Below are 23,574 nucleotides of genomic sequence, written 5' to 3'. Positions count from 1 at the left end.
GTGTCAGTGCTGGTAGCCGTAGACGCCGCGGGCCTGGTCGCGGACGAGACGCCCCTTCTCCAACTCGATGACGCGCTTGCGCATCTGGTCGACGATGTTCTGGTCGTGCGTCGCCATCACCACGGTCGTGCCGGTCCTGTTGATCCGGTCGAGCAGTTTCATGATGCCGACGGAGGTCTGCGGGTCGAGGTTGCCGGTGGGCTCGTCGCAGATGAGCAGCTTGGGCCGGTTGACGAAGGCCCGCGCGATGGCCACGCGCTGCTGCTCACCGCCGGACAGCTCGCCGGGCATCCGGTCCTCCTTGCCGCCGAGCCCGACGAGGTCGAGCACCTGCGGCACGGACTTGCGGATCTCGCCGCGCGACTTGCCGATGACCTCCTGCGCGAAAGCCACGTTCTCCGCGACGGTCTTGTTCGGCAGGAGCCGGAAGTCCTGGAAGACCGTGCCGAGCTGGCGCCGGATCTGCGGCACCTTCCAGTTGGAGACGCGCGCGAGGTCCTTGCCCAGGACGTGCACCTGACCGTGGCTGCACCGCTCCTCGCGGAGGATCAGCCGCAGGAAGGTGGACTTTCCGGAGCCGGAGGACCCCACGAGGAACACGAACTCGCCCTTCTCCACTTCCAGGGAGACATCCCTGAGCGCGGGGCGGGTCTGCTTGGGGTAGACCTTGGAGACATTGTCGAATCGGATCACGGATGCACCACGGGTAGCCGGGGGTAGATGTGCGTGACCATACGCGAACCCGGAGGGCGAGCGCAGTCGCCGGTCGAGGTTGTGCGGAGCTTGTACATTTTTGTGCCCGGATTTGGGGGGGCGCCGTGTGGACCGGGCCACGGCGGTGGCCCGCGCAGGCTCCGCGGGAACCTGGCACAGTGGTGGGGGAACGTTCCCGTTCCCGTGGGCGTTGTCCCTATGACGGCCGGTGCAAGGAGGGCGAGCGCATGACGTACGACCGGTTGGTGTGCGCGAACTGCGCTGCGCCTGTGAGCGAGGGCCGGTGCCCGGTGTGCCGGGCCAATCGCGAGCGGCTGCAGCAGCAGGGCTTCTTCCAGGACGGCTTCTTCGCGGGGCTGAACCCGATGGCGCTGATCGCGCTCCTGGTGGTGCTGATCGCCGCGGTGGCGCTGGTGGCGCACCAGACCGCATGAGCGGGCCGTAGCGCGGCTGAGGACGGCCGAAGGGCCCGGAGCGCCAGGCTCCGGGCCCTTCGTCATGCCCTGTACGTACGAATCGTACGTCGGCGACTACGTTCCGTCACCGTCAGGCGGCGGTGCCGCCCCGGCCGCCCGCCAGTCGCGGCAGGACACGGAAAGCGATGCCGCCGGCGATCATCGTCGCGGCGCCCACGAGCAGGAACGCGGTCTGCCCGGCACCGGTCTCGGCCAGCTGGTCGCCGCCGCCCTGGGCCGTGGTGTCCGGGCCCGTGTCGGTGAGGGCCGAGGAGCCCTCGTCCTGGGGCACGTTGTCGTTGCCGCCGCCGTCGGGGGTGGTTCCGCCGGTGGTGCTGGAGCCGCCGCCGTTGCCGCCGCCGTTCCCGTTGCCGCCGCTGTTCCCGTTACCGCCGCTGTTGCCGCCGTTACCGTTACCGCCGGTGTTGCCGCCGCCGTTACCGTTGCCGCCGCTGTTCCCGTTACCGCCGCTGTTGCCGCCGTTACCGTTGCCGCCGTTGTTCCCGTTACCGCCGCTGTTACCGCCGTTGCCGTTGCCACCGTTGTTGCCGGTGCCACCGTCGGAGGCGCCGGTGCTGGTTCCTTCGGACGCGCCGGTGCTGGTCCCCTCAGAGGCACCCGTGCTCGTCCCCTCGGACGCACCCGTGCTCGTCCCCTCAGAGGCACCCGTGCTCGTCCCCTCGGACGCACCCGTGCTCGTCCCCTCGGACGCACCCGTGCTCGTCCCCTCAGAGGCACCCGTGCTCGTCCCCTCGGACGCACCGATGCTCGTCCCCTCGGACGCACCGGAGCTGGAACCGCCGATGAGTCCATCGCCGGTGCTCACCTTGGCCTTGATCGGACCGGCCTGGATACCGATGTCCAGGGCCGAGGCCGCGCCCGCGGCGGTCAGCGAGGCGCCGGCCGCGATCACCGCACCGGCGGCGACCCGTGCGACCCGGACCCGCGTCTTCTTGGTCATGTAGTTGCTACCCCCAGTAGCTGATCGTCAGTGTGCGGCGCATGGGGCCAGCCGTGATCGACGGAGGTAGCCGGTGAAGTCAGCGTCCTTCAACTGTCCTTCGAGTCCTGCACGCCCCCCGGTTCACATGCGCCCCAGAGATACGCATGAGTACGCTTCACCCTTCCTATTTTCCAAGGAACCGTCAAGGCCACTGCGTGGACAATGTCCGCCCGCACGGCATTTACGGGGAGTTGCAGCCCGCGATCGTTATCGAAAATCCAGCCAAAAGACAACTGCCGCCTCATGGGCGGCAGTTGGCGGACCGAGACCGACGTCTCTGCTGCTGCTACTTCTCCTGCTGCTTGCGCCAGCGGATCCCGGCCTCCAGGAAGCCGTCGATCTCGCCGTTGAACACGGCCTCCGGGTTGCCGACCTCGAAGTCGGTGCGCAGGTCCTTGACCATCTGGTAGGGGTGCAGCACGTACGAACGCATCTGGTTGCCCCAGGAGTTGCCGCCGTCGCCCTTGAGAGCGTCCATCCTGGCCTGTTCCTCCTGGCGGCGCCGCTCCAGCAGCTTGGCCTGGAGGACGTTCATGGCGGTGGCCTTGTTCTGGATCTGCGACCGCTCGTTCTGACAGGAGACGACGATGCCGGTCGGCAGGTGGGTGATGCGGACCGCGGAGTCGGTGGTGTTGACGCCCTGGCCGCCCGGGCCGGAGGACCGGTAGACGTCGATGCGCAGCTCGGACTCGTCGATCTCGACGTGGTCGGACTGCTCGACGACGGGCAGCACCTCGACGCCGGCGAAGGAGGTCTGGCGGCGCCCCTGGTTGTCGAAGGGCGAGATGCGCACCAGCCGGTGCGTGCCCTGCTCCACGGAGAGGGTGCCGTAGGCGTACGGCACCTGCACGGCGAAGGTGGTCGACTTGATGCCGGCCTCTTCGGCGTACGACGTCTCGTAGACCTCGGTCTTGTAACCGCGCTGCTCGGCCCAGCGCAGATACATGCGCTGGAGCCTCTCGGCGAAGTCGGCGGCGTCGACGCCGCCGGCCTCGGCGCGGATGTTGACGAGCGCCTCACGCGCGTCGTACTCCCCGCTGAGCAGCGTGCGGACCTCCATCTCGTCCAGCGCCTTGCGGACGTCGGCCAGCTCGGTCTCGGCCTCGGCCCGGGTGTCGGGGTCGTCCTCGGCCTCGGCCAGCTCGAAGAGCACACCGAGGTCGTCGATCCGGCCGCGCAGCCCCTCCGCCTTCCTGACCTCGGCCTGGAGGTGGGAGAGCTTGCTGGTGATCTTCTGCGCCTCGTCCGGGTTGTCCCACAGGGACGGCGCAGCCGCCTGCTCTTCGAGCGCGGCGATGTCTGCCCTCATCCGGTCGAGGTCCAGTACGGCCTCGATCGACTCCATGGTCGAGGAGAGGGACTTCAGCTCTTCGGATACATCGACGACTGCCACGCCCCCAGCCTAACCGCTGTGGCAACCGACCTCGGCCGCGCGTCCGCCGGCCGCCCGGTCGGCGGACGGCGGGCCGGGCGGACGCCGCGGGATGGGGAATGTCACGGTGCCGTGGACGTCTGAGTGCTCCCGGGGGTCGCGTCCGTGCCGTCGCCCGAGGTCGCGAGCCAGGCGCCGACGCCGACGGCCGCCGCGAGCACCACGCCCGCCACCCCCAGCGTCACCCGTCTGCGCCGGGCCGCCGCCCGGTGCCGGGCCGAGCCGGGGCGCGCGGCACCCGCGGCCCGGGGCACCCGCGCGGTGCCCCGGGCGCCGCCCGCCAGCTCGTCGGGCCCCGGCACCCGCATCGAGGTGTGGGTGTCCCGGTTGGAGTCCGGCTGGGCACCGGGGACGAGCGACACCGAGCCGCGCCGCCGGGTCCGCTCGCCGGCCGCCGGGCGTTCCTGCGCGGGCTCCGCGGCCTCGGGCGGCGCCACCGCGTCCGGCTCGTCCACCTCCAGCGGCGGCATCCCCGCCAGCAGCGGCAGCTGCTCCCGCAGCCGTGCCGCCAGCTCGGACGCGCGCAGCCGCGAGGCGGGCGCCTTTGCCAGGCACTGCACGAGCAGCTGCCACAGTTCGTCCGGGATCCCCGGCAGCGGCGCGACCGTCTCGGTCACGTGCCGGCGCAGCACCGCCCCCGGGTGGCCGCCGCCGAACGGCGTGAACCCGGCCAGCAGCTCGTACAGCACCGTCGCGAGGGCGTAGATGTCGACGGCCGCGCGCGGCGGCAGCCCTTCCACGATCTCCGGCGCCAGATAGTCCGGGGTCCCGATGATCTTCGTGGCGCGGGTCCGCTTCGGGGAGTCGATCAGCTTCGCGACCCCGAAGTCGGTGAGCAGCGCGCGGTGCGAGCCGCCGGGGCCGAGCGGCCCCTGCATGTCCAGCAGCACGTTCTCCGGTTTGACGTCGCGGTGCACGACTCCGGCCGCGTGTGCCGCGGCCAGCCCCTCCGCGACGTCCGCGACGATGGCCACCGCCGCCTCGGGGGCGAGCCGCCGCTCCCGCTCCAGGCGGGTGCGCAGGTCGGTGCCGCGGACCAGGTCCATGACGAGGGCCAGGTCGGTGCCGTCGACGACGAGGTCGCGCACCGACACCACGTTCGGGTGGTCCAGGCCGAGCAGCGCCGTGCGCTCCTGCACGAAGCGTCCGACGAGTTCCTGGTCGGAGGCGAGATCCTCGCGCAGCAGCTTGACGGCGACGGGTCCGTCCGGTCCCTCGCCCAGCCACACCGTGCCGGCGCTGCCCCGTCCCAGGATCTGGTTCGCGGTGTACCGGCTGCCGATCTTCCGTGTCAAGACTGCTCCTACAGACGCGTGTTGCCGACAAAACTACGCGTCCGAGGAGCCCACGTTCACCGCGGAGACCCAAATCACCCGCGAGGTGTCGACAAATCCCCAGACCGGGAGCCGAGCGCTCCGCCGACCGGGTCGAGCCGTGCCGTCGTTCGTCCGCGGCAGCGCCGTGGACGGCCGGGCGGTTTCCCCGCGCCCCGTGGGGCGCGGCGGCCCCGCCCGGTCCGGTCAGTTGCCGCTGGAGCTGCTGCCGCCCAGGTCCTTGAACCATCCGGTGACGGTGCTGAACCAGTCGCTGAGCTGTCCCCAGTAGCTCTTGCCGGTCCCGATCCAGTCCTGCAAGGGGCTCAGCTCCCACACCAGCCAGCCCGCCACGAACAGGATGACGATCGTGAACAGGCAGCCCTTCAGACAGCCGAGCCCGGGGATCCGCATCGGGTTGGCGCTGCGCTGGCGCGGCTGCCGGGGCTCCGGCGCCGGGCGCTGCGGCTCGGCCGGGGCGGGCGGTGCGTACCGCTGCTGGGGGCGGGGTGCGGCGTACGGCTGCGGCTGGTACTGCTGCGGCTGCTGGTACGGCTGCTGCTGGTAGCCGCCGGGCGGGCGCTGTTGCTGCTGCGGGTGGGACACCTGCCGCTGCGGGCGGCGGCGCAGCGGGTCCTGGTCCGGGTCGAGGTACTGGACCTGCGTCTGCTCGTTGCGGTCGCGGGCCGCGCGCAGCTGGTTCTGCCAGGGGTGCGGCTGGTCGGGCTGGCCGGGCTGGCCGGGTTGTCCCGGGGGCATCGGCGGCATGACGGCGGTCGGGTCGGCCGCGCCGGTGCTCGGCAGGACCGCGGTGGGGTCGGCTGCCCCGGCCGGGCCGCCGGAGTGCGGCAGGACGCTGGTCGCGCCGTTCGGGTCGAACCCGCCGGGGGACGAGCCCGTCGGCAGCACCTGGGTCGGGTCGGCCGCCCCGGGCGCGCCCAGTACGGAGGTGGGCGCCGGGTCGGGGGCCAGCAGCGCGCCGACGCCCTCGGCGGCGGCGATCTGGGCGGAGCCCGCGTGCACGCCGACGCCGTCGGCGACGACCCGCAGGCCGCGCGCGAGGTTTTCGGCGCTGGGGCGTTCGTCGGGGTTCTTGCGCAGGCAGCGCTCGATCACGGTCCACAGCGGGTCGGGCACGGTGGACGGGCGGCGCGGCTCGGCGCTGAGGTGCTGGTGCAGGACTTCGAGGGCGGAGCTGCCGGCGAACGGCGGGTGGCCGGTGACCAGCTCGTACAGCAGGATGCCGGCGCCGTAGATGTCGACGGCGGAGGTCTGCGGGCGGCCCTCGGCGGACTCCGGCGCGACATACGCGGGCGTGCCGACGAACTCCTGCGTACGGGTGAGGCCCGGGGAGTCGGCGAGGCGCGCGATGCCGAAGTCGGTCAGCAGCGGGTGCATCCGGCCGTCGGACTGCTCGAGCAGGACGTTGGCGGGCTTCAGGTCGCGGTGGACGACCCCGTCGGCGTGGCTGGCCGCGAGCGCGTCGGCGATCTGGGCGGTCAGCAGCGCGGCGGCGACCGGCGTGAACGGGCCGTTCTCGCGCAGGTAGCGGTGCAGGTCGGGGCCCTCGACGAGGTCCATGACCAGGGCGAGCAGATCACCCTCGACGACGAGGTCGCGGACCCGGACGATGTTCGGGTGGGTGAGCCGGAGCAGGACGGAGCGCTCCCGCAGGAACCGCATGACGACGTCGGCGTCGCTCGCCAGCTCCTCCTTGAGGACCTTGATCGCGACCGTCTCGCCGGGCTGGCCGGGCACGGCCGCCTCGGCGCCCGCCGTCTCCCTCTGGCGGGCTCGCCAGACGGTGCCCGTGGCACCGCGTCCGAGCGGCTCCTCGAGCAAGTACTTGCTGCCTACCGGCCGCACGTCATGCGCTCCCTGTTGCTTGCGGGTGTTCCGGTCCACTGTAGTGCCGCCCACCGAGGCGCCACATAAGCGTTCTCGTCCGTGTTCGAAGGAAAGACGCTCCCCTTGCTCTCCAGGTTGCCGAAAGGTCGCCGAAGCACGGCATGGCCTATCTCACCCGGTCCCAAGTGATCATCAGCGCAGGAGTGGTCAGGCACTTTTAGGGGCAGAGCCGACCAATCAAGATCACTTGGCACCGGACCGCGGGCGAGGTGTCGGTGGCAGGTGCGAGGATGCCTGCAGTACTGGCCGATGTGCTCGTGTGGGGTGGGGGGAAGTCCGCGCCCGCGCAGAAGGGACCGCTGACGGCGATGCAGATCCGGCTGACCGTCGTAGAGCCGCCCGGCCCGTCTCCGCGCAGGGGACCCGCCGCGAGCCGCGACGTGCTGGTCACGGCGCCCGCGGGCACCGCCCTCGCGGCGGTGGCCTCGGCGCTGGCCTCGACGGTCGCGGGCGACGGGGGCACGGGCCGGGACCCGGCGAACGCCCCGGTCGTGCTGTACGCCGGCGCCGAGCGGCTGGACGCCCGGCGCAGCACCCTCGGCGAGCCGCCGCTGGTCGACGGCGCCGTGCTGGCCCTGGGCGGTCCTGCCGAGCCGGAGCCCCATCCGGAGCTGGACGACGCCCCGACGCAGTTGCACGTGGTCGCGGGGCCGGACGCGGGCGGGGTCCATCTGCTGCACGGCGGCCGGGTCACCGTGGGCCGCTCCGCCGACGCCGACGTCCCGCTCGACGACCCCGACGTCTCCCGCCTGCACTGCGCCGTCACGGTCGCCGCGGACGGCCAGGTCTCCGTCGCCGACCTCGGCTCCACGAACGGCACGGTGCTGGACGGCACGCGCGTGGACGACCGCCCGGTCGGCTTCGCGCCGGGCGCGCTGCTGCGGATCGGCGAATCCGCCCTGCGGCTTACACCGTCCGGGGGGCCGGGCGCCCGGATCGGGACGGCACCCGACGGCGAGGGCTGCGTGCGGCTGACCCCGCGGCCGGGAAGCACCGCGGGCGGCGGGGGTGGCGAGGACGCGGGGGGCGGTGAGCGTACCCGGCTCCCGGGAAGCGGGGCGGCCTACGGGGGCGGCGCGGACGGCCCGAGCGGGGGACACGGGGCCGGTGCGGCGTACGGCGGGGCGGGCGCGCCCTCCGGGGCCACCCGGCACGCCTACGCCACGGCCGGCTGGGGTGCCTCGGACACGGCTCCCCGGGCCCAGGAGCACCACCCGGTGGAAGGGCCGGTCGTACCCGGGCAGGCCGGCGCGCCGCGGATCGAGAACCGGGGCGGGCCGCGCACGGCGACCGGCATGGACACCCACGCCGGCCGCTTCGGGATCGGCGGCCCCGGCGCGGCCTTCGGCGGCCCGGGGTCCGGCCCGCCGGCGGACCCGCACGCGGCGGCTCACGGCACCGGTCCCGACGGCCTCGCCCCGGACCCGACGCGCGGCGGGCACACCGAGGGCGTGCCGGGCAGGCGCCCGCCCGCGGGCCACCCCGCGACCGGCCCGGAGGGGGCGTACGGACCCGGTGGTCCGGGCGCCGGCGCCCCGCAGGCCGACGGCCGCAGGGGCACCCCCGTGCGCGGCACCGACCTGCCGCAGGGCGTGCGCAGACGCGGCGGTCTCGGCGCCTGGGCGCGGCGGCTGGCCGGGGGGCGCCCCGATCCGGCGGACGGCGGCCCGGGGCCGTACGACACTCAGGACCCCGGCCCCGCCGGCGGTCCCCCGCCCGGCGGCCCGCAGCGGCCGGAGACCTGGCCGGACCCGGCGGCGCTGCTGCTGACCGCGCTCGGACCGGGCCCGCGGCTGTGGGAACGCGGGCCGGGCCATCCGCAGACACTCACGGTCCGGCTGGGCACGGCCGACCGGACGGCACCGGACGGCTCGGGGCCGCTGCCCGCCGTCCCGGTCACCGCCGACCTGCGCGAGGCCGGGGCGCTGGGCCTGGCCGGACCGCGCCCGCGGCTGTCCGGGCTGGCCCGCGCGGTGCTGGCCCAGCTCGCCGCGCTGCACTCCCCCGACGGCCTGGAAATCGTCCTGATCAGCGCGGACCACTCGCGCCCGCTGGAGGAGCGCACCGCCGAATGGTCCTGGCTCGGCTGGCTCCCGCACGTACGCCCCGGCCACGGCCAGGACTGCCGCCTGCTGCTGGCCTACGACCGCGAGCAGGCCGCGGCCCGCACGGAGGAGCTGCTGCGCCGCCTGGAGAGCCGTGCGGGGGACGCCCCGGCGGGGCGGGCGGCGCACCACCCCGCCGGGGCGTCCCACCCTTCCTCCCCCGCCGTGCACGGCGGGGAGGCGGCGGGTGGCTTCCCGGGTCCGTACACGGTCGTCGTCGTGGACGGCGATCCGGGCGGTACGGGCCTGCGCGAGGCGGTGACGCGGCTGGCGCTGGCGGGGCCGCGGGCCGGGGTGCACGTGGTGTGCCTGGCCGAGACACCGCCCGCCCCGGCGCACGCCGCCGGGCAGGCGGTCGGGGCGTACGAGGCGGCGTACCGGGCCGCCTACGAGGCGGCGTGCGAGGTGGCGCCGGCGTTCCGCGCGTGCGGGGCCATAGCGCTGCTCGGCGGTGACGTCGCGACGGCGCTGCACCTGATGCGGGTCGCCCAGCCGAACACCCCCACCTCTCCCGCTGCCGCGGCCGGCCCCCTGAACCCTGCCGCCCCCACCCCGGCCGGCCCGCGCCGCCACGACTCACCCGTCCCGGTCGGTCCGGGCGCGTTCGCCGCGGTCGACGCCGTCTCGCCCGCCTGGGCGGAGCGGTTCGCGCGGGCGCTGGCGCCGCTGCGGACGGACGGCGCCGTCGACGCGCACCGCGCCCGCGTCGCGGCACCGCTGCCCCAGTCGGCGCGGCTGCTGGACGAGTTGGGGCTCGCCCGGGCCACCCCGGCGTCGCTGATGGCGCGCTGGGCGGATGCGGCGGACGACACGGAGTCGCGGGGCGGCCGGGCCTGGGCGGTGCTCGGCGCCGGTCCGCACGGTCCGCTCGGTACGGACCTGGTCGCCGAGGGCCCGCACCTGCTGGTCGAGGGCCCGCCCGGCAGCGGCCGTACGGAGTTGCTGCGCGCCCTCGTCGCCTCGCTGGCCGCCGCCGAACGCCCGGACCGGCTGGGCGTCGTCCTGATAGACGGGCGGGACGGCGCGGGAGCGGGCGGCGAAGGGCTGCGCGTGTGCACCGACATACCCCACGTCACCACCCACCTGACCACCAACGACCCGGTGCGCATGCGGGAGTTCGCGCAGTCGCTGAGCGCCGAGCTGAAGCGGCGGGCCGAGTTGCTGGGGCGGACCGGTTTCGCCGAGTGGCACGCCCACGGCGGGGCGGCGGGCCGGATCGTCGCCCAGCGCACACCGCCCGGGCGGCCCGCCGCGCCCGACGGCGGTGACCTCGAATCCCCGCCCAGTACGACGCTGCGGCTGCGCCCCGCCGGGGCCCGGCAGAAGCGGACACCGCAGGCGCCGCCGCTGCCCCGTCTTGTGGTGGTCGTGGACGACCTGGACGCGCTGGTCTCCCCGGCGCTCGGTGCGCCGGGCCGCCCCGCCGCGGGCTCGGTGCTGCGGGCGCTGGAGGCGGTGGCGCGGGAGGGCGACCGGCTCGGCGTCCATCTGGTGGCGGCGGCGGCCCCCGGCGGTCGTACGGCGGAGACGGAGCCGGCGCGGCGGGCGGCCCTCCGGGTCACCCTGGACGCCCCGTCCGCGGGGCCGGACGAACCGGCGCCGGGGCGCGGGCGGTTGGCCACGGCGGACGGCCGCGTCACCGCGTTCCAGGCGGGCCGGGTGACGGGGCGCATCCCGCGGACGGCGACCCAGCGGCCCACGGTCGTCCCGCTGGAGTGGCACCGCATGGGCGACCCGCCGGCCCGTCGGCCGGTGCGTGAACTGGGCAACGGACCCACGGACTTGGCGTTGCTGGCGAGTGCGGTGGAGCGGGCGGCCCGGGAGGTGTCGGCCGCGGAGGTCCCGTCACTGCTGTGACCCCGAGCGCCACCGCCCGTCGCCACCACCGCCCTCAACCCCCGCTGCCCCAGGCGCCGTCGCCCCGAGGGACAGGCCCCGTGGCCGATCCCCGGTGCCGTCCCTTCGACGCATGACACCGCGAACTGTGTGTAGGTGCCCGATCACGAGCCGGTCACGATCAGCCCGCCCACGCCGCAGGCGCTCTTGCCGCCTGTGAGCGGCCGGGCGTAGACCGTACGGCACGGGACAGCGCTCGGACGTTCAACGGCAGCACGAAGAACGGGGTAGTGATGCGCAGCAGGAGCAGCACCGTCCGGACACACAGGGCCGTCACCACACTCGCCGGCCTCCTCGCGGGGGCGCTCGCGCTCACCGCCTGCGGGGGCAGCGACGACGAGAAGAGCGGCGGCGGCGAGAGCAGCGGCTCCGCCGGGACGGGGAGCACCGTCACCCTGCCGAAGCTGAACGGCGCGAGCCTGGAGGTCGCCGCCGTGTGGACCGGTGGCGAGCAGAAGAACTTCAAGCAGGTCCTCGCGGAGTTCGAGAAGCGCACGGGCGCCAAGGTCACCTTCGTACCGGCGCAGGACCCGATCATCAACTTCCTCGGCTCGAAGATCGCGGGCGGAAAGCCGCCGGACGTCGCCCTGCTGCCGCAGCCCGGCGCGATCAAGCAGGCGGTGGACAAGGGGTGGGCCAAGCCGCTGGGCGCCGAGGCGCAGGCGCAGCTGGCCAAGAACTACGCGCAGGGCTGGCAGGACATCGGCAAGGTCGGCGGCAAGCAGTACGGCGCCTACTACAAGGCCGCCAACAAGTCGCTGATCTGGTACAACGCCAAGGCGTTCGAGAACGCGGGCGCCCAGGAGCCGAAGACCTGGCAGGACCTGCTGACGGCGGCACGGGCGGTGTACGACTCCGGGGTCACGCCGTTCTCGGTCGGCGGCGCCGACGGCTGGACGCTCACCGACTGGTTCGAGAACGTCTACCTCTCCCAGGCGGGCCCCCAGAAGTACGACGAGCTGGCCCAGCACAAGATCAAGTGGACGGATCCCTCCGTCAAGGAGGCGCTGACCACGCTCGCCCAGATCTGGGGCAAGAAGGACTACATCGCGGGCGGCGCGAACGGCGCGTTGCAGACCGAGTTCCCGGCCTCCGTCACCCAGACCTTCACCGGCGGCGACCAGCCGAAGGCGGCGATGGTCTACGAGGGCGACTTCGCGCAGGTCAACATCGGTGAGACCAAGGCGAAGGTGGGCACGGACGCGAAGGTGTTCCCGTTCCCGGCGGTGGGGGACGGCACGCCGGTGGTCTCCGGCGGCGACGCGGCCGTCGTCCTGAAGGACTCCGCGGCGGCGCAGGCCCTGGTCACCTTCCTGGCCTCGGCGGACGCGGCGACGATCCAGGCGAAGCTCGGCGGCTACCTCTCCCCGAACAAGAACGTGCCGAACTCGGCGTATCCGAACGACGTGCAGCGCACCATCGCGAAGGCGCTGATCGCCTCCGGCGACGACTTCCGCTTCGACATGTCCGACCAGGCCCCGCAGGCGTTCGGCGGCACGCCCGGCAAGGGCGAGTGGAAGGCCCTCCAGGACTTCCTGAAGAACCCGTCGGATGTCGCGGGCGCCCAGGCGCAGTTGGAGAAGGGCGCGGCAGCCGCGTACGGGATGGGCGGCTGAGGCGGCGATGGCGTCGGCCACGGCGGCGGGCGGCCCACCGGCCGCCGCCGCTCCCCGCAGCCGCAAGAGCGTGACCGGCACCCGCAGGACCGTGGCAGTCCTCTTCCTGCTGCCCGCCCTGGTGCTGCTCGGCGCGCTCGTGGTCTACCCGATCGGGTACTCGCTCGTCCGCAGCTTCTACGACTCCTCGGGCGGCGGATCGGCCCGTTTCGCCGGATTCGACAACTACCGGGCCCTGTTCACCGACGACGGCATCCGCACCGCCCTGAAGAACAACATCATCTGGGTGGTGTTCGCGCCGACCGTCTCCACCGCCCTCGGGCTGGTCTTCGCGGTGCTGACCGAACGGGTGCGCTGGGGAACGGCGTTCAAGCTGGTCGTCTTCATGCCGATGGCGATCTCGATGCTGGCGGCCGGGATCATCTTCCGGCTGGTGTACGACCAGGACCCGGACAAGGGCGTCGCCAACGCCGTGTGGGTGGGGGTGCACGACACCTTCGCCCAGTCGTCGGCGTTCCCGAAGGCGCACCCGGGCCGTGAGTCGCCGCTCAGGCCGGACGGCGGCGGCTTCGTCACGTCGGCGGCGGTCCACGCCGGTACGCCGGTCACCCTGCCGATGGTGGGCGTCGCCCCCGACCTGATGCCCGGTGACGCGCGCAGGGCCGTGGCCGCCGGGCCCGAGCCGGGGAAGGTCACCGGCACCGCCTGGCAGGACTTCACCCGCGGCAAGGGCGTCGGCAGGCTCGGCGCGCCCGACCCGTCCGAACTCGGCTACGCCGGGATGAAGATCGAGGCGGTGAAGGACGGCAAGGTAGTGGCCGCCGCGAAGGCCGCCGCGGACGGGACGTTCACGCTGCCCGCGGCGGCCGACGGCGCCCTGCTGCGGCTCCCGGCGGACAACTTCAAGGAGCCCTACAACGGCGTCGACTGGCTGGGCCCGGCGCTGGTGACCCCGGCCGTCATCGGGTCGTACGTATGGATGTGGGCGGGCTTCGCGATGGTGCTGATCGCGGCCGGGCTCGCGGGGATGCCCCGGGAGCTGCTGGAGGCCGCGCGGGTCGACGGCGCCAATGAGTGGCAGGTGTTCCGGAGGGTCACCGTGCCGCTGCTCGCGCCGGTCCTCGGCGTGGTCGTCGTCACCTTGATGATCAATGTGCTGAAGGTGTTCGACCTGGTCTTCATCATCGCGCCCGGCTCGTCCCAGGACGACGCGAACGTGCTGGCCCTTGAGCTGTACCGGAAGGGCTTCGCGGAGGACCGGCCCGGCGTCGCGAGCGCGATCGCGGTGTTCCTGCTGCTGCTGGTGATTCCCGTGATGTGGTTCAACATTCGGCGGCTGCGGCGGGAGGGGCGGCGATGACGACGGAAGCGGCAGGCGTCGGCAAGGTGGTCCCCGGCCCGGCGGTGCGGGCCCGGTCCTCGCTCGGCTCGCGGATCGCGGCGCGGCTGAGCGGCGGGCTGGTCCGCGCGGTCCTGATCGTGGTCGGCCTGTTCTGGCTGATGCCGACCATCGGGCTGCTCGTCTCGTCCCTGCGGTCGCCCGAGGACATGAGCGCGGACGGCTGGTGGCACGTGTTCACCAAGCCGTCCCAGCTCACCCTCGGCAGCTACCAGAAGCTCCTGGAGAACGGCGACATCACGGGCTCCTTGGTGAACACGGTGCTGATCACGGTCCCGGCGACGGTCCTGGTCGTCGTCATCGGCGCGCTCGCGGGCTATGCGTTCGCGTGGATGGAGTTCCCGGGCCGCGACTGGTGGTTCCTGATCGTGGTCAGCCTGCTGGTGGTGCCCGTGCAGGTGGCGCTGATCCCGATCGCCGAACTCTTCGGCAGGATCGGGCTGTTCGGGTCGGTCTTCGGCGTGGTGCTGTTCCACGTCGCCTTCGGCCTGCCGTTCGCGGTGTTCCTGCTGCGGAACTTCTTCGCTCAGATCCCGCGGGAACTGCTGGAGGCGGCCCGGCTGGACGGCGCGGGTGAACTGCGGCTGTTCGCCCGGGTGGTGCTGCCGCTCGGCGGGCCCGCCGTCGCCAGCCTGGGCATCTTCCAGTTCCTGTGGGTGTGGAACGACATGCTGGTGGCGCTGGTGTTCAGCGATTCCGGCTCGCAGCCGATCACGGTCGCCCTGCAGACCCAGGTACGGCAGTTCGGCAACAACATCGATGTGCTGGCGCCCGGTGCGTTCCTGTCGATGGTGATCCCGCTGGCGGTGTTCTTCGCGTTCCAGCGGCAGTTCGTGTCCGGGGTCATGGCGGGCGCGGTCAAGTAGCCGCCGGGCGAGGGCGGACGGAGATCCGCCGGGAGGCGGGCCGGTGCCGGCCCGCCTCCCCTTGTGCGCGAGGGTCCCCCGTATGCCGTACGGGCCGTAACCACGTCACTCCACCGGCCGTTCCCGGGCAGAACGCCCGCGCCGAGCGACCCATGGATGTGCCGTGCCCAGGTTCAGTGTCATTGTCCCCGCGTACCAGGTCCAGGCGTACCTCCACGCCTGCCTGGACTCGGTGCTCGCGCAGTCGTACCCGGATCTCGAACTGATCGTCGTGGACGACTGCTCGCCCGACGCGTGCGGGGCGGTCATCGACGAGTACGCGGCCCGGGACGCGCGGGTCCGGCCGGTGCACCTGCCCGAGAACCGGGGGCTGGGCGGCGCCCGCAACGCGGGCATGGAGTGCGCGAAGGGCGACTACCTGGTCTTCCTGGACGGCGACGACACCCTCACCCCGGACGCGCTCGGCTCGATCGCCGACCGGATCGCGGAGACCGGCGAACCGGACGTCCTGGTCTACGACTACGCGCGCACCTACTGGACGGGCGAGACGGCCCGCAACCGGGCCGCCGCCGAACTCACCGAGGACGGACCGGCGCCCTTCCGGCTGGCGGACCGGCCGGGGCTGCTGAACGTCCTGATGGTCGCCTGGAACAAGGCGTGCCGCAGGGAGTTCGTCGAGGCGGCGGGGTTCTCGTTCCCGCCGGGCTATTACGAGGACACGCCCTGGACGTTCCCGGTGCTGATGTCGGCGCGGTCGATCGCGACCCTGGACCGGGTCTGCGTGCACTACCGGCAGCGCCGCGCCGGCAACATCCTCTCCACCACCAGCCGCCGGCACTTCGACGTCTTCGAGCAGTACGACCGGGTCTTCGCGTACGTCGCCGAGCGGCCCCGACTCGCCCGCTGGCAGCCGGTGTTGTGGCTGCGCATGGTGGACCACCTGGCGACGGTGTACGGCAGGCGGGACCGGCTGCCGCGCGGCGCGAGGGCCGAGTTCCTGCGCCGGGCCCGCGCCCACTACCGCCGCTACCGCCCGGCTGGTGCCCCGGTGCCGCCGGGCTCCCGGCTGCGCCACACCCTCATCCGGCTGGGCGCGCACCGCACCTGGCGCACGCTCCGGGCGGCGGCGGCCCTGCACCGGCGCGCGCGAGGGCTCGCCGCCGGACTGCTCAAGGCGGTGCGCACCGGTATCCTGCGGCTGCACTACCGCGTCCAGCGGTGTCTGCCCGTGCGCGCCGACCGTGCGGTGTTCGCCGCGTACGACGGCCGCGGCCACGGCTGCAACCCGGGGGCGCTGGAGGCCGCGTTCCGGGCGTATGCCCCGCACGTCCGCACGGCGTGGATCGCCCGGCCCGAGCACCGGCACACCGTCCCGCCGGGCACGCGCCGGCTGCGGCCCGGCACCGCGGCCTACTGGACGGCGCTGGCCCGCGCCAAGTACCTGATCGACAACTCCGCGCTGGATCCCCGGCTGGTCAAGCGGCGCGGCCAGGTCCGGGTGCAGACCCGGCACGGCACGCCGCTGAAGCGGACGGGCCTCGATCTGCACGGCCGCCCGGCCGCCGCCCGCGGCACGGACCTCGCGGCCTTCCTGGCCGACGTCGACACCTGGGACTACGTCCTGTCCGCCAACCGCCACTCCACCCTGGTCTGGGAGCGCGTCTGCCCGGGCCGCTACACGACGCTGGAGTACGGCTACCCGCGCAACGACGTCTTCCAGAAGGCGACCTCGGCGGACGTGTCCCGGCTGCGCGAGCGGCTCGGCGTCCCCGCGGACGCGGTGGCGATCCTCTACGCGCCCACCCGCCGCGACTACCGGCGTGCCCAGCCGCTTCCGCTGGACCCGCAGCGGCTGCTGCGCCGGCTGGGCCCGCGGTTCGTGCTGCTGGTGCGCGCCCACCCCGGGCACCCCGGGCCGCCGGCCGAGGGCGAACGCGTCATCGACGTCAGCGGCCACCCGAGCGTCGAGTCGCTGTGCCTCGCCTCGGACGTGCTGCTCACCGACTACTCGTCGATCATGTTCGACTACGCCAACCTGGACCGTCCGATCGTGCTCCACGCCGACGACCAGGAAGCCTTCGAGGCGGCCCGGGGCAGCTACTTCGACCTGCGTTCCTGTCCGCCGGGCGCGATGGCACGCGGCGAGGACGAACTGGTCGACATCTTCGCGAGCGGCCACTGGCGCGGCTCGCGCTCGGCCCAGCTGCGGGCCGCGTTCCGGGAGCGGTTCTGTCCGTACGACGACGGACGCGCCGCCGAACGGGTGGTCAGGCACGTGGTGCTGGGCGAGTCGGCGGGGCTGCCGCGCATCACCCCGCTCGCCCACCGCCACCCGGTCCCGTCGGCGTCCTCGGCCCCCGCCCACTCCCCTTCGGTAACCCTTCCGCAACCTTACGGACCGCTCACCGTCACCGAAGGCCGCTGAACGCCGTTTCCCCCTACGGGAGTTCCCATGCCCCGCAGCACCTCGCGGCCCACCCCGAGCCGGCCGTCCACCTGGCGGCCGACGGGGCGGCCCGGCCGCGTCCGCACGGCCTGAGTCCCGGGACCCGCACGACCCGGGAGGCAGGTAAGACCACAGAGAGAGCGCCATGCCCCGTTTCAGCATCATCGTTCCGTCCCACGGGGTCGCCGGCCGGCTGTCCCAGGCGCTGGACTCGGTCCTCGCGCAGTCCTTCGGCGACCTGGAACTGATCCCGGTCTGCGACGGCCCCGGCACCCCGGCGGCGGACGTCGCCGGGACGTACGCCGAGCGGGATCCCCGGGTGGCTCCGGTGCACTCCCCGCCGTCCGCCGGGCTGAGCGGGGCCCGCAACGCGGGGGCGCGGGCGGCGAGCGGGGCGTATCTGCTGTTCCTGGACGGCGACGACCTGCTCCTGCCGGGGGCACTGGCGGCGCTCGACGCACGGCTCGCCGGGACCGGTGACGTGGACGTGCTGTACTTCGGGCACGAGCGGGCCCCCTGGTGGGAGGGCGAGCCCACCGACCCCGTCGCCCCGCTGCTGGCCGGCGCCCCCGACGGCGCGTTCGCGCCCGGCCGGTGGCCGCGGCTGACCGGCGTACCGCTTCCGGCGTTCAGCGCCGCCTACCGCCGCTCCTTCGTCACCGGGCACCACCTCGCCTTCCCCGACGGGTACTTCACGGACCTGGGCTGGGGCGGGCTCGCCACTCTCGCCGCCGAACGGATCGCGGTGCTGCGCCGGGTCCTGGTCCGCCACCGGCTGCGCCGCCAGGGCAGCCGGCTCAACCTGCCGGGCGGACACCAGCGGGACCTGCTCGACCAGGTGGACCTGGTGCTGACCCGGGCCGCCGAACGGCAGCTCGCCGCCGACCGGGCCCGGCCGCTGTTCGAGCAGTTGTTCGCGGCCGTCCTGAAGACGGCCTCCCGGCCCGAACGGCTGCCCGGCGGGCACCGCGCGTTCTTCCGGCGCGCCCGCAGGCTCCACCGCCGGCACCGGCCGGCCGGCTTCAGGCCGCCGGCCGGGCGGCTGGGCGTGCAGCACCGGCTGCTGGCGGCGGGCGCGTACACGGCGTTCCGCGCGCTGCGCGCCGCCAACCGGACGGCGGCGCGGGCCGCGGAGCGCGTGCCCCGCCCCCGTATGCTGCGCACCCGGCTGCGCTACCAGGCCCTGCTGCGCCGCCCGCTCGACGCGCGGCTCGCCGTGTACTGCGCCTACTGGGGCCGCGGCTACGTGTGCAGTCCGGCCGCCATCCACGCCAAGGCCCGGGTGCTCGCCCCGCACATCCGCTCGGTGTTCCTGGTCGAGCCGGGCCAGGAGCGCACCCTGCCGCCGGACGTCGACCACGCGGTGATCGGCTCGCGCCGCTACTGGGAGGTGCTGGCCCGCGCCAAGTACCTGATCAACAACGCCAACTTCGCCGAGGGCGTCGTCAAACGGCCGGGCAGTGTGCACGTGCAGACCCAGCACGGCACCCCGCTGAAGACGATGGGCGTGGACCAGTCGACCTATCCGGTGGTGGCCGCGCAGACCGGGAGCTTCGCCAAGCTGCTCGGCCGGGTCGACCGCTGGGACGTCAACCTGTCGTCCAACCGCCACTCCACCCAGGTGTGGGAGCGCGCGTTCCCCGGTTCGTACGAGGCGCTGGAGTACGGCTATCCGCGCAACGACGTGTACTGCACGGCGACCGCGCACGACGTGGCCCGCGTCCGCCGGGAACTCGGCGTGCCCGAGGGCGTGACGGCCGTCCTGTACGCGCCCACCCACCGCGACCACCACACCGGTTTCGAACCGGGCCTGGACCTGGCGGCGTTCTGCGCGGCGGCCGGCGAGGACGTGGTCGTGCTGCTGCGCGCCCACTACTTCTACGACCGCGACCCGGCCGCGGGCGGCGACCCGAACGGCCGCGCCGGCCGCGTCATTGACGTATCCGCGCACCGTTCGGCCGAGGACGTCTGCCTGGCCGCGGACGTCCTGGTCACCGACTACTCGTCGATCATGTTCGACTACGCCAACCTGGACCGCCCGATCGTGATCCACGCCGACGACTGGGAGGTCTACCGGGAGACCCGGGGCGTCTGCTTCGACCTGATGGCGGCGCCGCCGGGCCCGGTGACCCGCACCCCCGAGGAACTGGCGCGCGTCTTTCGCGACCGCACCTACGCGGGGGCGGAGTCGCGGGCGCTGCGCGCCGCCTTCCGGGAGCGGTTCTGCCAGTTCGACGACGGCCTGGCCGCCGAACGGGTGGTCCGCAGGGTGCTGCTCGGCGAGCCGCCCGAGGCGATCCCGCCGGTGATCCCGCTCGCGGAGCGCCTCCCTGCCCCCGCCGCCACGACCCTCGCAAGGAGCTGACCCGCCGTGCCCCGCTTCAGCGTCATCGTCCCGTGCTACAAGGTGCAGGGCTTTCTGCGCGAATGCCTCGACTCGGTCCTCCAGCAGTCCTTCGCCGACATCGAGCTGATCGCCGTGGACGACCGCTCGCCGGACGGCTGCGGCGCGATCCTCGACGAGTACGCGGCCCGCGACCCCCGGGTGCGGGTGCTGCACCTGCCCGAGAACGTCGGCCTCGGCCGTGCCCGCAACGCCGGACTGCCCCACGCCACGGGTGACTACCTGCTGTTCCTGGACAGCGACGACACCCTCACCCCGGGCGCGCTGCGCGCCGTCGCCGACCGCCTGGACGAGGCGGACGACCCGGACGTGCTGGTCTTCGACTACGCGCGCACCTACTGGTGGGGCGGCACCCGGCGCAACGTGCTCGCCCAGGTGCTGACCCAGGCGGGCGACGGCGTCTTCACGGCGGCCGAACAGCCGCAGATCCTCGACCTGCTGATGGTGGTGTGGAACAAGGCGTACCGCCGCGCGTACGTGACGCAGCACGGCTTCCGCTTCCCGCCCGGCTACTACGAGGACACCCCCTGGACCTTCCCGGTCCTGCTCAACGCCGGGCGGATCGCGGTGCTCGACCGGATCTGCCTGAACTACCGGCAGCGCCGGCAGGGCAACATCCTGTCCACCACCAGCCGCAAGCACTTCGACATCCACGACCAGTACGAGCGGGTCTTCGGGTACGTCGACGAGCGCCCCGGGCTGACGGACTGGCGGCCGTACCTGCACCGCAAGATGGGCGAGCACTGTCTGGACATCCTCGCCAAGCCGGACCGGCTGCCACCGGGCGACCGGGCCGAGTTCTTCCGGAACACGGCCGCGCTGTTCGCCCGGCACCGGCCCGCGGACACCCGGGTGACCGGCGAGACCGCCGTGCTGACCGGCCCGTACGCGGCCTATCTGGTGCGGCGGCAGGCGGAGCGGGCGGGCCGGGAGCTGGGGCGGCGCGCGCTCCAGGCCCGGCGGGCGGCGGCCGGGCACGTCAAGCGCGGCGTCCGGGCGGCGCACGCGCGCCGGCCGCTCGATCCGCACCTCGTGCTGTACTCGGCGTCCTCGCACCGGGGGGTGCTCGGCGACCCGGCGGCGGTGTACCGCGCGGCGCGGGAGATCGCCCCGCAGCTGCGCGGGGTGTGGGTGGTGCGCGACGTGAACGCCGCGACGTCCGCGGAGGCCGCCGCGCTCGTCCCGGACGGCGTGGAGCACGTACTGCTCGGTTCCGCCGCCCACCACCGGCTGGCGGCCCGGGCCGGCTTCTTCGTCAACAACGTCAACTGGCCGGGCACCCAGCCCAAACGGCCCGGCAGCGTCCACATCCAGACCCACCAGGGCACCCCGCTGGGGTACGCGGGCGTCGACCTGCTGGGCAAGCCAGGCGCCCGGCACGGCTTCGACGTGCCGCAGATGCTGCGCCGGGCCGACCGCTGGGACCACAGCCTGGTCGCCAACCGCCACTCCGAGCTGGTGTGGGAGCGGGCCTACCCGTGCCACTTCGCCTCGGCGCGCACCGGCAGCCCGCGCAACGACGTCCTGGTCCGGGCGGCGCTCGACGGCGCCGACGCCGGGGCCGCGTTCCGCCGGCGGCACGGCATCCCGGACGGTCACCTGGTGGTGCTGTACGCGCCGACCCGCCGCGCCTACCGCAGGGGCGGCCATGTGGACCGGGTGGACCTGGCCCGGTTCGCCGCCGATCTGGGCGCGGGGCACACGCTGGTGGTCCGGCTGCACCCCGCCCTGGCGGCCGGTCCCGCGCGCGGTCTCGGCCTCGCGGAACTGCACCGGCGCGGGATCGTGGTGGACGCCACGGACGAGCCGCACGCCGAGGAGGTGCTGCTCGCCGCGGACGCCCTGGTCACCGACTATTCGTCGATCATGTTCGACTACGCCAACCTGGACCGGCCCGTCGTCGTCCACGCGGACGACTGGGCGGCGTACACGGCGAGCCGGGGCGCCTACGTCGACATCACGGCCGAGGCGCCGGGCCATGTCTCCCGCTCCTACGAGGAGTTGGCGGAGCTGTTCGCCTCCGAGCGCTGGCGGGACGAGGAGTCGGCGCGGCTGCGGGCCCGCTTCCGGTCCCGTTTCTGCGAGTTCGACGACGGCCGGGCCGCCGAGCGGGTGGTGCGGACGCTGCTGCTCGGCGAGACCATGCCCGAACCGGGCGCCGCCCGGGTACCCGGGCAGGACGCCGGCCACGACCTGCTGGCGTCGACGTGAGGCCGCGCGCCTGGGTGCTGCTGCTGGCCGCGGTGTTCGCGCTGCTCCAGCTCACCGCCGTCACCGGCCGGGACACCCCCGACTCGCGGAACTACGTGGCGTACGCGCTGGGTCTGGGCGGCGCGGGCAAGCGGGAGGCCGCCGCCGCCACCGTCGACTGGGCCTGCGCGGGCAACGCCTCCCTCGCGCGGCGCGGGCAGAGCGTCGACGTGGTGCGCTTCCACCGGCCGGACCCCGCCGCCCGGGAGTTCGCCGCGTGCCGGGCCGACGCGCTGAAGGTGGTGGACCGGCGGCTGGCGGCCGGGCAGACGGACGGTCACATCCCGCCGTTCATGAAGCCCCGGCTCAGGCGGATCTTCGAAGTACGGCCCGGCTACCCGGTGTTCCTGCTGCCGTTCGTCACGGCGCTCGGGGTGACCTGGGGGGTGTGGACGGCGAGCGTGCTCGTCACGGCCGCCGCCGGGATCCTCGCCTTCCTGGTCCTGCGCACCCTGTCCGTACCGGTGCCGCTCGCGCTGACCGGTCAGGCGCTGTACTACGTCCTGCCGTGCGGCGCGACCGCCATGCGCCCGATGACCGAGGGCCTGATGCTGGCGCTGACCCTGGCCGCGGTGTGGGGCTGCGCCCTGGCCCTGACCGGTCGCGCACGCGTCGGCACTGCCCTGACCTGCGGCTGTCTGCTCGCGCTGGTCCCGGTCAAGCACTCCCAGGCGCTGTTCCTCGGGCTGACCCTGGCCGGGGCGGGCGCCGCGGTCGTCGTGGCGCGCGGGCGGCGCGGGCGACGCGGGCGGCGCGGGCGGGCGCCGGGACGCGGGGTGGCGGCGATCGCCGTGGCGGGGTGCTGCGCGGCGCTGGGCACCGTGCTGCTGGCGCGGCTGCTGCACTATCCGGCCGAGTCCGAGAGCCTGCAAGACCTGCTCACCGACCACTTCGCCCGGCCGGACCGGGCCCACCCGTGGGCGGAGTTCCTGCACCTGGAGGGCAACTTCTGGACGGAGTGGGCGCGGCGGCAGGTGGGACAGCCGCTGTTCGCCGCGGCGCTGGGCGCGGGGCTGTGGGGTGCGCTGCGCCGCCCCGCGTTCGGCTGCTTCCTGCTGGCGGCGGCGGCCACCGGCTTCCTGACCCAGGCGGCACACCCGGACATCAACATCTTCGGCGAACGGCTGATCGTACTGGCCTGGCTGCTGCCGGTGATCGGGGTGCCGCTGCTGCTGGAACCGGTGGTGCGGCGGCCCCTGCCGGTACCCGCGCAGGGGGTCGGGGGACGGCGGGTGCATTCGGTGGGGTGAGCGAACGGGCGGCGGCGAGCCGCGTCCAGCGCCTCCCGGGTGGCCTCTGGCCGGCAGTGGAGCGGTGCGTGCGGCCGCGCGGGTTGGACGGGGCGCTGCGGCTTGTCGGCGGCCATGTGCGGCTCCACGGGTGCCCGTGCCGGTTGCGGGGGCGGGCGGTCCGCCCCTCACGCCGGGCGGACCATTCCCGTACGCGCGGTGATGGTCCCCCGTTGTACCGACTCGCGCCTTCAAAGCGAGAGTTGCGGGCGGTCTGCTTCCCCTCCCGGCCGTCCGAGGCGCGGACTGCGGAAGGGATACCGGGATACCTCCACATTGTGGTGATATGACCCGGTGCTCCCGACAGGAGACCTCCGGGAGCAGAGCCGTTAACAAAAATGTCGGGAGACGTCTATCTCGCAACCGATGCATGCGCATAACATGATCACGACGTGGAGATTCCTCCAGGGTGATGCGCTCCTTCCTCCTTGACCTGCGCAAGCAGCACACACCCTCTTCTGCCGTGGAGAAAGCATTC

General features: G+C 73.9%; 14 protein-coding genes. 9 read left to right on the top strand and 5 right to left on the bottom strand.

Features of this window, described 5'->3' with window-relative positions; translation table 11 throughout:
* Nucleotides 1-3: 3 nt before the first annotated feature.
* The gene (gene ftsE, locus ACFY2B_RS24940) at nucleotides 4-693 is read right to left on the bottom strand and encodes a cell division ATP-binding protein FtsE (RefSeq protein ID WP_030167209.1); all 690 of its coding nucleotides are present in this window, start codon (nucleotides 691-693) and stop codon (nucleotides 4-6) included.
* A gap of 248 nt (nucleotides 694-941) precedes the next feature.
* Between ftsE and ACFY2B_RS24935 the strand changes: the two genes are divergently transcribed.
* Complete coding sequence (locus ACFY2B_RS24935) at nucleotides 942-1,148, top strand: hypothetical protein (RefSeq protein ID WP_376523764.1); 207 nt, start codon at nucleotides 942-944, stop codon at nucleotides 1,146-1,148.
* Nucleotides 1,149-1,260: 112 nt separating this feature from the next.
* Here ACFY2B_RS24935 and ACFY2B_RS24930 read toward each other — a convergent pair whose 3' ends face one another.
* The 4 genes from ACFY2B_RS24930 to ACFY2B_RS24915 form a co-directional block, all read right to left on the bottom strand.
* Entirely contained in the window at nucleotides 1,261-2,130 is an 870-nt protein-coding gene (locus ACFY2B_RS24930; RefSeq protein ID WP_390765301.1) for a hypothetical protein, read from the bottom strand.
* 328 nt (nucleotides 2,131-2,458) lie between these two features.
* A complete protein-coding gene (prfB, locus tag ACFY2B_RS24925) occupies nucleotides 2,459-3,565 on the bottom strand; it encodes a peptide chain release factor 2 (RefSeq protein WP_390765300.1) in 1,107 nt (368 codons plus the stop codon).
* A 101-nt stretch (nucleotides 3,566-3,666) separates the two neighbouring features.
* Nucleotides 3,667-4,899, bottom strand: a complete 1,233-nt coding sequence (locus tag ACFY2B_RS24920) for a serine/threonine-protein kinase (RefSeq protein ID WP_390765299.1) — start codon at nucleotides 4,897-4,899, stop codon at nucleotides 3,667-3,669.
* Nucleotides 4,900-5,124: 225 nt separating this feature from the next.
* Nucleotides 5,125-6,783 carry a protein kinase gene (locus ACFY2B_RS24915; RefSeq protein WP_390765298.1) on the bottom strand — a complete coding sequence of 553 codons (1,659 nt, stop codon included), beginning with the start codon at nucleotides 6,781-6,783 and terminating at the stop codon, nucleotides 5,125-5,127.
* Nucleotides 6,784-7,133: 350 nt separating this feature from the next.
* Here ACFY2B_RS24915 and ACFY2B_RS24910 point away from each other — a divergent pair, with 350 nt between their 5' ends.
* The 8 genes from ACFY2B_RS24910 (at nucleotide 7,134) to ACFY2B_RS24875 (ending at nucleotide 23,057) form a co-directional block, all read left to right on the top strand.
* Complete coding sequence (locus ACFY2B_RS24910) at nucleotides 7,134-10,787, top strand: FtsK/SpoIIIE domain-containing protein (protein WP_390765425.1); 3,654 nt, start codon at nucleotides 7,134-7,136, stop codon at nucleotides 10,785-10,787.
* Between the two features lie 272 nt (nucleotides 10,788-11,059).
* On the top strand, nucleotides 11,060-12,442 hold the full coding sequence (locus ACFY2B_RS24905) for an ABC transporter substrate-binding protein (protein ID WP_390765297.1): 1,383 nt from the start codon (nucleotides 11,060-11,062) through the stop codon (nucleotides 12,440-12,442).
* 7 nt (nucleotides 12,443-12,449) lie between these two features.
* The gene (locus ACFY2B_RS24900; protein WP_390765296.1) at nucleotides 12,450-13,802 is read left to right on the top strand and encodes a carbohydrate ABC transporter permease; all 1,353 of its coding nucleotides are present in this window, start codon (nucleotides 12,450-12,452) and stop codon (nucleotides 13,800-13,802) included.
* Nucleotides 13,799-14,707, top strand: coding sequence for a carbohydrate ABC transporter permease (locus ACFY2B_RS24895; protein WP_390765295.1), 909 nt, complete (start codon nucleotides 13,799-13,801; stop codon nucleotides 14,705-14,707). Before ACFY2B_RS24900 ends, ACFY2B_RS24895 begins: the two co-directional genes overlap by 4 nt.
* Before the next feature lie 163 nt (nucleotides 14,708-14,870).
* Complete coding sequence (locus ACFY2B_RS24890) at nucleotides 14,871-17,132, top strand: CDP-glycerol glycerophosphotransferase family protein (RefSeq protein WP_390765294.1); 2,262 nt, start codon at nucleotides 14,871-14,873, stop codon at nucleotides 17,130-17,132.
* Between the two features lie 166 nt (nucleotides 17,133-17,298).
* A complete protein-coding gene (locus ACFY2B_RS24885; RefSeq protein WP_390765293.1) occupies nucleotides 17,299-19,518 on the top strand; it encodes a CDP-glycerol glycerophosphotransferase family protein in 2,220 nt (739 codons plus the stop codon).
* Nucleotides 19,519-19,524: 6 nt separating this feature from the next.
* Entirely contained in the window at nucleotides 19,525-21,768 is a 2,244-nt protein-coding gene (locus ACFY2B_RS24880) for a CDP-glycerol glycerophosphotransferase family protein (protein WP_390765292.1), read from the top strand.
* A complete protein-coding gene (locus tag ACFY2B_RS24875; RefSeq protein ID WP_390765291.1) occupies nucleotides 21,765-23,057 on the top strand; it encodes a hypothetical protein in 1,293 nt (430 codons plus the stop codon). The genes ACFY2B_RS24880 and ACFY2B_RS24875 overlap by 4 nt, the downstream gene beginning before the upstream one ends.
* Nucleotides 23,058-23,574 lie beyond the last annotated feature (517 nt).

Origin of the sequence: Streptomyces sp. NPDC001270, assembly GCF_042896695.1 — a bacterium.
Lineage (GTDB): Bacteria > Actinomycetota > Actinomycetes > Streptomycetales > Streptomycetaceae > Streptomyces.
The sequence above is the reverse complement of the archived record's forward strand: the minus strand, read 5'-3'. Positions and strand labels throughout refer to the sequence as shown.

What these genes read in the sequence shown, in the direction of transcription:
- ACFY2B_RS24900 (WP_390765296.1), top strand. Translation starts at nt 12,450, where the DNA reads ATGGCGTCGGCCACGGCGGCGGGCGGCCCACCGGCCGCCGCCGCTCCC.
- ACFY2B_RS24930 (WP_390765301.1), bottom strand. Translation starts at nt 2,130, where the DNA reads ATGACCAAGAAGACGCGGGTCCGGGTCGCACGGGTCGCCGCCGGTGCG.
- ACFY2B_RS24905 (WP_390765297.1), top strand. Translation starts at nt 11,060, where the DNA reads ATGCGCAGCAGGAGCAGCACCGTCCGGACACACAGGGCCGTCACCACA.
- ACFY2B_RS24885 (WP_390765293.1), top strand. Translation starts at nt 17,299, where the DNA reads ATGCCCCGTTTCAGCATCATCGTTCCGTCCCACGGGGTCGCCGGCCGG.
- ACFY2B_RS24895 (WP_390765295.1), top strand. Translation starts at nt 13,799, where the DNA reads ATGACGACGGAAGCGGCAGGCGTCGGCAAGGTGGTCCCCGGCCCGGCG.
- ACFY2B_RS24910 (WP_390765425.1), top strand. Translation starts at nt 7,134, where the DNA reads ATGCAGATCCGGCTGACCGTCGTAGAGCCGCCCGGCCCGTCTCCGCGC.
- ACFY2B_RS24935 (WP_376523764.1), top strand. Translation starts at nt 942, where the DNA reads ATGACGTACGACCGGTTGGTGTGCGCGAACTGCGCTGCGCCTGTGAGC.